The following is a 12,333-nucleotide window of genomic DNA, read 5'->3' as shown; positions in this document are numbered from 1 at the left end:
TAGGTAGTGAGAGTGCCACTTGAACGGTCTGGCGATGCAGGACGGGCGACCCCGTTACGTAACATCGATCAGCCGGTCGGACACGATTGATGGTTGGCGCGACAGGCGTGCTGATGGGGGCATCGTAATCGATGTCGATACCAACCAGATCATCTGTAAAGGCCTCTCGATGCCGCATTCACCACGTTTGCATGGCGGGAGACTGTGGGTGCTCAATTCAGGCCGTGGCGAACTGGGAGAAGTGGAGATTGGCAGCGATGGCATGGGGCGTTTTGTTCCGCATGTCTTTTGCCCCGGTTTCGCGCGCGGGTTGGCCATTCATGGGCGGTACGCTTTTGTCGGTCTGTCAAAGCCGCGTTACGAGCGGTTCGAGGGGCTGGAATTGGACGCCCGTCTGGCCGAGGCCGATAGCGACCCCTGGTGCGGGGTTCAAATCATCAATCTGGAAACCAAGTCCTGCATCGACTGGCTGCGCATCGACGGAGCGGTGTCCGAGCTTTATGATCTGGAGCTTTTGACGGGCCACCTGTGCCCGCTGGCCGTGGCACCAGGAACATCGGAAGCCACATCGTTGGTGACCATACCGAAACCGGGTTAGCCGCTCAAATGCACAGCCAACAACCTCATAAAGCTAAAAAATCAGGGATAGTAGCTATGAAAACCACGAGCAGTGACACCGCGCAGGCAGACAGACCGATTACCCTGCTCAGGGGTGGGCGGATGACCAAGCACAAGGGACAGGTCGCCAGCTATGCGCCCACGTCAGGGCGTTTTCTGGGTGGTGTTTCGGCCATTGCCCTTGGTGTGACGGTTGCATTTGGCGGTGGCGCTGCGCAGGCGGGCAGTTGTACGGATTCCGGTGGTGGAAACGTCGTGTGCGTTGGCCCTGCTGTTCCGGGTGCGGATACCACTCAGTCTTTTTCAAACAATGGTCCCCTCACGGTTTCTACTACACCGGGTTTTGGGTTGGATGTCTCAAGCGGCGGCGCACTTAACTTGATTGGCGAGGAGATCACCTTCAGCGATGCCAGAAACTCGACGATTACAGCCGGTTCCACAGGGATAAACGCGCATATTGGTGCGGCCTACAGCGGCGATCTGACGATTACGACAAACGGTTCGGTCAATGGCGGTGTCACCGGAATTTACGGCAGGCAGAATGGTTCCGGCAGCCTGACCATCAATACAGCCGATACGCGCGGAACCGCATACTACGGTATAAATGCAAGGAATTATGGCGGTTCAGGCAGTCTGTCCATTACCTCTACAGGAATTGTTCAGGGCAATTTCGCAGGAATAATTGCCGTCAATGACGGCAATGGACCAATGACTATATCGGCCGCTGACGTAACCGGTACTAGCGGAAACGGTATCTTTGCGGCGAATGATTCCGGTGATCTTTCAATCACTGCATCAGGAACTGTTTATGGTTCCGACAGCGGGATTAACGCGACCAATTATGGAACAGGTGCGATGACAATTGTAGCTGCGGATGTCTCGGGCCGCTCATTCAGCGGCATACACGTTCGAAATTATGGCACCGATCTTTCAATTACCACGACGGGCGACGTATCGGGTAGAAACACAGGTATTCAGGCGGCAAACTATGGCTCTGGCACACTGACCATAACCGTGTCCGGCAATGTGCGCGGGGGGCGTGCTCCGGCTGTATCAGCCCAGAATGGTGTGGGCCAACTGACAGTGATTGATCTACAGAATGGCGCATCGCTCTCTTCCAGTTCCGGTAACGCATTAACGGTCAAGGACAGCGACAGCCAGGTGACGTTGCGGTCGGGATCAGCCGTCAGTGGTGCGGTGCTTTTAAGTAATGGCAAAGATGCCCTGACGATTGAGGGCGGTGCCGATATCAGCTCCGCGACTCTGTTCGATGGTGGTGGCGGTACCGAAGACGATCTCACTCTCTCGGGCTTCACTGGCACCTTCGACGGAGCCTTGTTCACCAACTGGGAAACGCTGAACGCCAATAACGGCAGCGATCTGACGCTGAACAGCGCAGATACGGGGGCATTGCAAACGATCCAGATTGACAGTGGTGCGACTATCACAGCGCAAAATGCGGACTTTGCCTTTGGCGGTGACTTGCAGGTGAATGCGACTGGCCAATTCCTGGCCGGGGCCGCTGGGTTGGGCAACGCTGTGCTGAGCGGCAATGTCCTCAATGACGGTCTGATCTCGCTGGCCGATGGGCAAAGCGGCGACCGGCTGACTTTTGGTGCAGACCTGTCTGGCAACGGCTTAATTGGATTGGATGTGAACCTAAGCACTGGCGCGAATGATCAGGTTTTCGTGCAAGGTGACAGCGCAGGGGCCCGTCAGGGTTTGCAAGTGACCAAATCCGGCAGCGGCAATGGAACCGTGCATGATTTTACGTTGGCCACGGTTACCGGCGCGAGCACCGAAGGAGATTTCCAGCTGGTCAACGCCGATTTTGTTACCATTGACGGCGATCAGGCGATCAGTGACGGAGAGATAGCGTATGTTCTGGAATATGATACCGCCGCTGGTGAGTTTATCCTGACACCGTTCGGCAACCCTGGCTCGAATAGTGGCGATCCCAGCGAGGTCAATCAGAACCCCGGCGGTGAATTCTTGGCCGCAGGCATACAACAGGTCAGTGACCAATTAACCTTTGGTTCAGCGCTACGGCGAATCATGAGCGCCACACGACAGGGCGCATCCGAGGCCAACACAGTCAGTCGCGCGTTGAACGAGCTAACCTCAACCACACGCCCTCTGGTCTGGGTGGAGGCTCAAGGCCAACGCGATAGCTACACTTTCGATGATCGCGATGTGGAAACCAATAGCGGAGGATTGCGCTTTGGCGCGGGTCTGCCGCTGGCCGGGGTTGCAGGTGGTCAGTTGATCGGCGGGTTAGAGTTCGGCTTCAATAGCCTGTCGACGAATGTAACCACAACGCTGACCAGTGCAGACATCGACACTGATGCTTATGACGCAACGCTCAGCGCGCTGTGGATCGCGAACAGCCAGCTCTATATCGACGGGCAAATTCGCTACGCTTATTTTGACAGCACCACCCGACCAAGCGGTGGAGTTGGGGTTGATACCGATAGCCGCGGCTATGGCTTGTCTGTTGAGGTTGGCAAACCCTTCAATCTGCAGAACGGACTGACGTTAGTCCCGCAAGCGCAACTAATGTACAGCGACATCAATACTGACGATGTCATCAATCTGGCCGGCGGTGGTCAAACCGGTTCGCTGGAAGACGGGGACACCCTGACCGCGCGCCTTGGTTTGCGTGCCGAGCGCGATTTTGTGGGCAAGTCTGTGCTGTATGGTCAAGTGGATTACTACCATGCTTTCGACAATGAAACCGCTGTGACCTTTGCCCGAAACACCATCGTGACTGCGCGCGGCAAGAACACCGCTGCTCTGACGGTTGGGGGGCATTTGGCATTATCCGCCAGAACAACGCTATTTGGAGAGATTAGCGGAGAATCGGGATTGGGCAGCAATTCCAGCGACTATGCCTTTGGCGGGAATGTCGGGTTTGAAATTCGGTTCTGAGACCATCGAAACAGCTCAGATTCTTCGAGTTCCCGCACAAAAACTCGAAAATTGAGATTGGAAGCCAAGAGCTTTTGCTTTTCACGTTAGACGTATGTCCGCTAAGGGCTGCGACCAGTCAATCATGCAAGCTGCGGAGAGCGGCAATACTGAGCCCACCGTGACCAATGCTGTACGATGCACCAATGACAGGGGAGCGCGGATAGCGGACTTTGCATAGTTTATGGCCATGTCCTGAAGCGGACATTTGTACAGGCGTACGTTCTCGCCGAATTGAGTCCGGAGCGTCTGCGGGCGCATGGCTATGTAACCTGCAAGAAAACCCTAACCTTGCGTCTCTTTCGAAAGCCTTGGTGCTAGTGAGCTGCCTAAAAACAGCTCAAAACGTTATTTAGCCTCGAAAACCGCTTCGCCCTCGACGAACGTCTTTAATATCTGCGCCTCACTGACTTCCGCGATCGGGATTTCAAAGAGGTTGCGGTCAAGTACGATGAAATCTGCAAGCTTGCCAGTTTCGATTGAGCCAAGCTCCTCGTCCGCAAAATCCAGGTATGCAGAGTTGATTGTTCGGGCCGAAATGGCCTCCTTTAGCGTGATCGCTTGACCCACCGCAGGATCGGGTGGACTCGTGTCGGCCACAGGATCGATACGAGTTACGGCCGCCTCTATCGATGCCAATGGTGTTTGCATGAACAGCGGACCATCAGAAGCGATAACGACCCGTCCTCCGGCATCAGCGACCGAGCGCATTGGGAAAACCCTCTGCGCGCGTTCCGGACCAACCACGCGGTTGACGACGTCGTTGTGAGGGTTCGAAAACCATAGTACGGGCGAGAATTCCGGTGTCAGATCGAGTTCCACCAGTCTAGGCATGTCTTCTTCGGATATGAAAAACGAGTGGGCAAGCTGGTAGCGGCCTTTCAACTCACCCAGTTGGTTCCGTGCGATTTCCATTGCGTCCAGAACAAGCCGAGCACCGCGGTCACCCACAGTGTGGAAAACCATGCCTTTCATACCTTGTTCTTCAAACCGTATGATGTCGGCCACAAGTTCTTCTTCGGTGAAGAAGATCAGTCCGTAGTCCCCTTGACCAGAAGCAAGAGGATCATACTGTGAACCCGCGTCAGACTGGGACTGTTCCACTTCCGGGTCGTTCGTCAGGAAAGGTTCCAGCATCGCACCGGTCTCAGTCGGGATGCCATCGATATTGACCTTTATAAAGGTTGGATCGAGCCGCGGCGCGATCATGTCTTGAAACATATCGATTGCAGCACGTTGATCTTCCACGGATTGATATGCCCGCGTCGGAGAATCGTAGGTCCACGCCACGCTGACCCTGATCGGCAGCCCCTCGGTTGTGGCAAGTTGGTTTAGCGCCTGCACCTGAATCAATTCGCTGTGCATGTTCCTGGCCGATGTCACCCCCATTGAGGCAAGCAAGTGTAACACGTCTCTTGTGCCGTCAACGTGGGTTTCAAGTTCCAGACTACGTAGAAATGGCATCGCATAGAGACCCATCGCAGCCTCTTTCATGTAGCCTGTTGCTTCTCCTGTTTCAGGGTCCCGCACGATGATCCCGTTCCGTGGGTCCGGCGTATCAACATCAATACCGCTATCGATCATCGCCGGTGTATTCAGCACGGCCTCATGCCCGGTCGCGGTAATAATGTAGACCGGAATGTCAGAGACCGCCTCGTCAAGCCAGGCAGTGGTCGGTTCTCCATCAAACAGCTCGTTGGCCAATCCAGATCCAAAAAGGAACTCGAGTTCTGGTCTCGCGGCTACAAAATCGCGAATTAGCTCCGCTGCTGCTTCCGGATCGGCATCGCCGGGGAGTAGGATCACCTCGTCAGACAATGCCGCGGCGACATACCAATTGCGGAAATGAACATGGATGTCATAAAGGCCGGGCAGCACCATCGCACCCGCGAGGTCGATCGTTTCAGTTTCGTTCCCAGCCAGCGCAGCGACTTCTTCTGCTGAACCGACAGCAATGAAACGTCCATCCTCAATGGCAAACGCCTCGGCCCATTCTTGATCAGGGTTGACCGTATAGACCTGCGCATTGGTGTAGATGGTGTTGGCGGTTTGCGCCTGTACAGCCGTCACCGCAAGGACGATTGATGCAACGGACGCTGTAAGGAAGCCAACAGAAAAGGTCATGAGTGCGATCCATTCATTGTACAAACATTGATCCTCGCTAACGCAAGGATCGGCGGAACGGGTCCCTCAAGCAAGCTTCCAGGCAATGTACGCGCGCCCCATCTGATGCACAGCGTTGAGTATCTTAATGCCAATAGCAACTTTAGAAAGTACCAATCACCTCTGAAATTGACACTTGCTGTGTCCGCAAGTGGGTCCTTCGGTTCTGGTTCGTCGAAGGTCAGCTTTCCTCAATCTGGCGTAAATAGCTTGGCGCTTTGGACGGCTAACCACTCCTTAGACGATCAATTTTACTAAAGGGCAGTTGTGCAGGGTTCTACCTTGCGAAATCATACCTCAGATTTGAATACCGCCCACTCGTCTGGCACACCCTTCAGCTTGTGGGTGCCAAAGCTCGAAAACCGTATCCCAGAACCTGCGACCAAGTCCTTGACCGTGCGCGATACAAGAACGTCTGCTTCGTTTCCTAGATCGGAAATCCGGGACGCAATGTTGACTGCGATTCCACGAACATCATTGCCCGTAACTTCAACTTCGCCTGTATGAACGCCAATTCGGACATCCAACCCGATCTGAGCAACTCTGCGACAAATGGCCTGTGCGCAGTGGATCGCACGTGCAGGACCATCAAAAGTTGCCAGAAAACCGTCACCTAGTGACTTGACCTCTCGGCCTCGAAACCGAGCGAATTCCTGACGAACGGTCTTGTCGTGCACAGAAATCAAGTCGTTCCATGCCTGATCTCCCATCGCTTCGGCCTTTGCGGTGGAACCAACGATATCGGTAAAAAGTACAGTGGCCAGCACACGGTCAAGTCTGGGTGTCGAGACCGACCCTGTTACAAAGGACTCGATATCCGATGCGATCTCGTCGGTGTTATCACCCACGAAGATAATGTGGTCAGACCCCGTATACTCCAAAATGCGCGCGTTTGGGATCAGGTCTGCCAGCATACGACCTCCTGCCACATCGACACTTACATCTTCGGTCCGATGAAGCACGAGCGTTGGAACCTGGATGGTTGGGAGCACATCGGATATGTCGATCTCACTGTTCATACGCATAATCTCCGCGGCAGCTCCCGGATTTGCGCCGAGCCTTTCGAATTTGCCCCACCAATTCTGGAAGGCGGCATCGCCCACCATAGATGGAGCGAACATCGGAAGGCTTTCCCCGCTTCCCCATGCTTTATCGATATACTGAAAGAGCCGTTCCAGTGCTTCATCAGTTGGGAACCAAGACGTAAACTTGGCGAATGCGCCATATAGAATAAGGCCTTGGCACCTTTCGGGATGGTGCGCCGCAAACAAGGATGCCAACGAACCGCCTTCGGATATTCCCAAAACGATGGCTTCTTCCATGCCTGCCGCGTCCATAACGGCCCGAACATCGTCCATGCGCTGATCCATGCTCGGTAGGTTGCCGGCTCGATCCGACAGCCCGGTCCCTCGTTTATCGAAGATTACGACACGCGCGAATGTCGCCAACCTATCTAACCACCGGGCACATCTGGGTTCGTCCCAATAGTTTTCGATATGAGAGATAAACCCCGGAACAAAAACAAGATTCTTCGGCCCACCGCCAAAAAGCTGATAGGCGACATGCACATCTCCACTTTTCGCATATCGCGTCGTTGGCTGCATTTCTTCCTCGGCTCGATAGCTTCCAACTTAGCCAAGGTGTATCAGGATGCGACCACAAAAAATAGCACGGTGACATATCAGTTTAATCAGGTTGTGTCGCACCCGGTTTTGCCATTGTCAGTATGACGCCCCAAGGATGAAAGGAATGACCAATTTCCGCCCTTGTCGACGAATGCTGCTCCTGTTTCCAAAGTCGTCTGTGGGCTCTTTAGTGCACCGGTATGCTCTATAGACGGAGTACATGCACAGAACACTGAGCGTGGCGAACGACGAGAGCGGCTGTCGATCCCAGAAAAAATTCCTTCATCCCGGGTTTATGTGAAGCGAGGACGATACAGTCGACGCTACGTTTATTGGCGTATTCAGTGATCGCCCGACCTGCCGACTGGCTTTCGATCAGGACAGAAGAGACCTCGGCTTCATCTTTCAGTCGTTCGGCTAAGCGTGCCTTTGCTTTTTGGAGAGATTTTTGTGCGATGCCTTCATCCATATAATACATTATTTGCCTGTTTGGTGGTTCGTGAATATGTGCTGCTGTGATCTTTCCTCCTTTGGATACAAGGGCGTGTGCCGCTGAAAGTGCGTGATCACTGATGCCGTGTTCTAGCGAAAGCGCGACTAGGATATTTTTGTACATTTCAGACCTTTGGATTCAGGTTTCCGATTTTCCGCTGCGAACTAGTCTCTCCAACTTCATCATTGAGAGAGAGCTCAGGCACCCCAGTTGTCAGAGCGGGGTGCGTGCTTTTTTTGTCTTGTGCGTTTGCACTTTCCCGCCGCTACCTGCTGAGAAGGAGGTCCGGCAGAAAGAGGGCCAGCTCTGGTATGAATGTTGTCAGCATCAGAGTGGGAAGCCAGGCAAAGACAATGAAGATCAATGTCGGCCACAGCATGCGCGAAACCGGCTCATCACAAACCTGAGCACCAAGATAGAGTAGTGGCGCGGTTGGTGGAGTGATGTTCGCCATTCCCAGGTTCACGCCAATCACAGCCGCAAAATGGATGGGATCCATTCCAGTGCTCTGCGCGATGGGCAGCAAGATCGGTGTCGCCAGCAGCAGACCCGAGATATCGTCCATCAACATTCCGATCAGGATCATCACGACGTTGATCATCAGAAAGATCACGATCGGGTTGTCCGACACTGAGTAGACCAGATCCTTGGCCAACTGAGGGGCGCCTTGCGAGATCAGGTTGTCCGACACGATCAGAACCATGAAGATCATTACCATGACCACGCCAATCGTAACGCCTGAATTCTGGATGGTCTGTGCCAAGGTTTTCCAGGTCAGCCCACGATAGAAGTAAATCGCTATCGGGATTGAGTAGACCACGGCAATACCCGCAGCCTCGGTTGGCGTCATGATGCCACCATAGATTCCACCCAGAATGATGAGTGGCATCATCAGCGCTGGCCCGGCCAAGCGCGCCTGAACTCCGAACGTCGGCAGAAACGGTTTAGGGCGTTCCGTTAGGTTGATGTCGTCATATTTCCGCAGCATGAACTGATTAACCACAATCAGAAGCGTAATCAGGATGATTGCGGGAATGACCGTGGACAAGAAGCACTTCAGGACGTGCTGTTGCGCCACCCAGCCATACAGGATGTGCGACGAACTTGGTGGGATCAACAGGCCTAGCGGACTTGCTGCCACGATCAGAGCCGCCGATTGCCCGCCTGGATAGTTGGCCTTTTTCAGGTGGGGCATCATGATACCGCCGATACAGGTCAGCGTTGCATTTGCGCTACCGGAAATGGAGCCGAACACACCACAGGCCAGTACCCCGGCTGCGCTCAAACCCCCTTTGATATGGCCAATGAACATTTCAGCCAGAGAGACAAGAGGAGCCGCGATTTTACCTTTTTCCATGATGCCGCCAGCGATCATGAATAGCGGGATCGCCAGAAGTACCAGTGAGCGGATGCCCGTAGAGCCGGTGGGCAGGTAGCCGGTGATGGATTGATCGCCAACAAGGGCAATAAAAATCAGTACAGATCCGAATGCCACATAAACGCTGACGCCTAATAGCAGCATAAAACAGACAATAAGGAGACTCCCTCCGATGATCATTGGGTTTCTCCTTTTTGCATGTCTGATCTCAGTGGAAGTCCGAGCCCTTTGCGGATGTGCACGTACAAATATGCCGCCGTGAACGTTGCCATGAGGCCAAAGGCAATCATGATTGCAATCCGCCAGGTCACGAATGGAATGCGCAGCACCGGGGTTGCGCGCAGTCGAGGGAATGAGAAGTCATCAAGTAGCGAAACGTAACAGGCGTACATGAGAAACAGGATCACGAGCACTTCAACCGTCAGGACGACAAAGCCGCGCCACCAGATCAGCCTTGGGTTTTGGATCACAATGCCAAGAATGTCTGCGTTGATATGCAGGTTGCGGGCAGAGGCCAGAACGGCGCCTGCGAAGAAGCCGATGATGCTGATGCCTAAAAGCCATTCTTCATAGGCAAATAGATCGCCGCCAAATCCATACCGAATGACAACGACAGCCCCGAACGTGAATGCCATCAGAAAACCGGCAAATGTAACGATCTGCCTCATGACAAACGCCACTACTTTCAATGGATACCCGATAACAACTGGCAACTCGTCAGTGATTTTTTGTGAACTCTTCTGTTCTGCACTTTCGACGACCAACGGACGCTCAGCTTCAGTGCTAGACATCTTTCTCCCTCCCTTTGTCGAGCTTGAGACAAAAAAGGGCCAACTGATTTGCTGGCCCTTTTCGCAGTGTTTATTGCTGTTCTTTTGCTGAAAGCAGGCGGTCAATGATGTCCTGACCGACGTTTTGCGCCATTGCGGGCCAGACCGTTTCCTGAACATGAGTGGCCATTGCGGCCTGTTCTTCGTCGCTCAGGCGCAGGATGGTGTAGCCCTTGTCGAGCAGTTTCTGGCCGAAGACTTCGTCGTTCTCACGGTTGTAGGCAAAGAAGTCTTCCGAAGCTTTGGTCATCGCGGCTTGCAGCGCCGCACGCTGTTCGTCGTTCAGCTTATCGAGTGTGCGCTGCGACGCGTAGAAGGTTGTCAGTTCCGAGATCGAGTTGTACTCGACAAAGTGGGTGCCAACATCCGACTTGGCGAAGATCGAATAGGTTGCAGTCTTGGTGCAGCAGATCGCCCCATCGACGATACCGGCCTGAAGTGCTGGGAAGATGTCGCCCCATGCCATTGTTGTCGCTTGGTAACCCAGTTCTTCAACCATCGACTTCACGACGCTGGACGACCAGACACGAATATTCATGCCCTTATCGTCAAAACTGTTCCAGTTCTCGGGCTCTTGCGACGCAACAATGCCGATGAAGCCTTCAGGGTTCTGCGCCATGACGCGGACACCGTATTCGTCTGTGATCTCTTGCAGGATGGTGTTGAACTCGGAATCCATGTTTAGAAGCGTGTTTTCCATGTCATCCCATCCTCCAAGCAGGAACGGCATTGACAGGAACTCGAGACGTGGATCGGTATCGGCATAGATAAACGCCGATGCCAGGTCGATATTCCCGCGGGCGACATCTTCGAACAGCGCTTCGCCCGAACCCAGCTGGTTGGCCGGGAAAACTTCGATTTTCAGGCCAACATTCGCAGCTGCAACATCCGCTGCGACCTGTTCCATCATCTTCGTGCCCTGATGATCAATCGGGAATACGCCGGCAAAACGCAGAGTCATGTCTTCGGCTGCGGCTGCCGTTGAGAGTGTGGTTGCAGCAAGCAAAGCAGCGCCACCCATCGCGCCGAGGGCGCGGCGGTTAATCTTAGTAATCATTAAGGTTTCCTCCTCAGTGGTGGGTGTCCCGACACATTGCTGGCGGCGGGACGTTTCTTTGCTTCAGGTCAGCAAAGTTCCGGGGCGACGAACTCGTATCCGAGGTCATCGGCCACAGCCTTGTACGTCACCTTCCCGTGGGCCACGTTCAGGCCATTCATCAGGTGACGGTTGTCCGCCAGCGCCTGCTTCCAGCCATTGTTGGCAATGGCCAGAGCGTGCGGCAGTGTGACGTTGTTGAGCGCATAGGTCGATGTGCGGGCGACTGCGCCTGGCATGTTGGCGACGCAATAATGTACAACATCGTCGACAACGTACGTGGGCTCTGCGTGAGTGGTGGCTTTGGACGTTTCAAAGCAGCCGCCCTGGTCAATCGCCACGTCCACGACGACCGCACCGGGTTTCATTTTCGAAATCAGCTCGCGTGTTACCAGTTTGGGAGCCGCAGCACCCGGGATCAGAACCGCGCCGACAACCAGATCAGCATTTGTGACTTCTTCCTCCAGCGCGGCTTTGGTCGAATAGACAACCTTGGCCGACGCCTCGAAATGGTTCTCCAATTTCTCCAGAACTGCTGGGTTGCGATCCAGAATGGTCACGTCCGCATGCAAGCCGACAGCCATTTGCGCAGCGTTGAACCCAACAACTCCACCGCCGATGACGACAACTTTGCCGGGTTTCACACCGGGCACACCGCCCAGCAATACGCCCAGTCCACCCTTTGCTTTCTCCAACGCGCTGGCACCGGCCTGGATCGACATGCGACCGGCAACCTGGCTCATCGGTTTCAGCAGAGGCAGACCACCATTGTCGTCGGTGACAGTTTCATATGCGATGCAGACCGCGCCCGAGTCGACCAGATCTTTGGTTTGCTCCGGATCGGGGGCAAGATGCAGATAGGTGTATAGTATCTGACCTTCGCGCAGCATGGTGCGTTCCACGGCCTGGGGTTCCTTTACCTTCACGATCATCTCTGCATTGGCAAAGATATCGGCCGCAGTTCCGGCAATTTCCGCACCAGCAGCCCGATAGGCATCGTCATCAGCCCCTATGCCGATCCCGGCATTGGTCTCTACTATGACGTTGTGACCATGTGAAACCAGCTCTGCGACGCTTTCGGGGGTCAGGCCGACCCGGTATTCATGGTTCTTGATTTCCTTGGGAACCCCAATGAACATGTTCTTCACTCCTTGGATCGGATG

General features: G+C 54.3%; 9 protein-coding genes. 2 read left to right on the top strand and 7 right to left on the bottom strand.

Translation table 11 applies throughout. The features are described from left to right. Positions 1 to 19: 19 nt before the first annotated feature. Together ACR0NW_RS20650 and ACR0NW_RS20645 are read left to right on the top strand one after the other, a co-directional pair. Positions 20 to 598 carry a DUF4915 domain-containing protein gene (locus ACR0NW_RS20650; protein WP_480452089.1) on the top strand — a complete coding sequence of 193 codons (579 nt, stop codon included), beginning with the start codon at positions 20 to 22 and terminating at the stop codon, positions 596 to 598. Positions 599 to 654: 56 nt separating this feature from the next. After that, positions 655 to 3,546: an autotransporter outer membrane beta-barrel domain-containing protein gene (locus ACR0NW_RS20645; RefSeq protein WP_480452091.1), complete on the top strand. Its 2,892-nt coding sequence runs from the start codon at positions 655 to 657 to the stop codon at positions 3,544 to 3,546. Positions 3,547 to 3,933: 387 nt separating this feature from the next. Here ACR0NW_RS20645 and ACR0NW_RS20640 read toward each other — a convergent pair whose 3' ends face one another. The 7 genes from ACR0NW_RS20640 to ald all read right to left on the bottom strand — a co-directional run bounded on the left by ACR0NW_RS20640 (position 3,934) and on the right by ald (position 12,309). Next, positions 3,934 to 5,709: an amidohydrolase gene (locus ACR0NW_RS20640; RefSeq protein ID WP_480452092.1), complete on the bottom strand. Its 1,776-nt coding sequence runs from the start codon at positions 5,707 to 5,709 to the stop codon at positions 3,934 to 3,936. Between the two features lie 329 nt (positions 5,710 to 6,038). After that, entirely contained in the window at positions 6,039 to 7,316 is a 1,278-nt protein-coding gene (locus tag ACR0NW_RS20635) for an adenylate/guanylate cyclase domain-containing protein (protein ID WP_480791899.1), read from the bottom strand. Positions 7,317 to 7,578: 262 nt separating this feature from the next. Then, positions 7,579 to 7,989: a universal stress protein gene (locus ACR0NW_RS20630; RefSeq protein ID WP_480452095.1), complete on the bottom strand. Its 411-nt coding sequence runs from the start codon at positions 7,987 to 7,989 to the stop codon at positions 7,579 to 7,581. A 142-nt stretch (positions 7,990 to 8,131) separates the two neighbouring features. Next, on the bottom strand, positions 8,132 to 9,424 hold the full coding sequence (locus ACR0NW_RS20625) for a TRAP transporter large permease (protein WP_480452096.1): 1,293 nt from the start codon (positions 9,422 to 9,424) through the stop codon (positions 8,132 to 8,134). Continuing rightward, positions 9,421 to 10,008 (bottom strand): TRAP transporter small permease, encoded by a 588-nt coding sequence (locus ACR0NW_RS20620; RefSeq protein ID WP_480452097.1) that lies wholly within the window; start codon positions 10,006 to 10,008, stop codon positions 9,421 to 9,423. The genes ACR0NW_RS20625 and ACR0NW_RS20620 overlap by 4 nt, the downstream gene beginning before the upstream one ends. A 97-nt stretch (positions 10,009 to 10,105) precedes the next feature. Further along, positions 10,106 to 11,095: a TRAP transporter substrate-binding protein DctP gene (gene dctP / locus ACR0NW_RS20615; protein ID WP_480452249.1), complete on the bottom strand. Its 990-nt coding sequence runs from the start codon at positions 11,093 to 11,095 to the stop codon at positions 10,106 to 10,108. A gap of 104 nt (positions 11,096 to 11,199) precedes the next feature. After that, positions 11,200 to 12,309 (bottom strand): alanine dehydrogenase, encoded by a 1,110-nt coding sequence (ald, locus tag ACR0NW_RS20610; RefSeq protein WP_480452098.1) that lies wholly within the window; start codon positions 12,307 to 12,309, stop codon positions 11,200 to 11,202. Positions 12,310 to 12,333: the final 24 nt, after the last annotated feature.

Source organism: Ruegeria sp. CF5 (assembly GCF_056537325.1).
Note: the sequence above shows the minus strand (reverse complement) of the source record. Positions and strands in the feature narration are given on the sequence as shown.

Coding starts and splice junctions, on each gene's coding strand:
- ACR0NW_RS20645 (WP_480452091.1), top strand. CDS start 655: ATGAAAACCACGAGCAGTGACACCGCGCAGGCAGACAGACCGATTACC.
- ACR0NW_RS20640 (WP_480452092.1), bottom strand. CDS start 5,709: ATGACCTTTTCTGTTGGCTTCCTTACAGCGTCCGTTGCATCAATCGTC.
- ACR0NW_RS20630 (WP_480452095.1), bottom strand. CDS start 7,989: ATGTACAAAAATATCCTAGTCGCGCTTTCGCTAGAACACGGCATCAGT.
- ACR0NW_RS20625 (WP_480452096.1), bottom strand. CDS start 9,424: ATGATCATCGGAGGGAGTCTCCTTATTGTCTGTTTTATGCTGCTATTA.
- dctP (WP_480452249.1), bottom strand. CDS start 11,095: ATGGGTGGCGCTGCTTTGCTTGCTGCAACCACACTCTCAACGGCAGCC.
- ald (WP_480452098.1), bottom strand. CDS start 12,309: ATGTTCATTGGGGTTCCCAAGGAAATCAAGAACCATGAATACCGGGTC.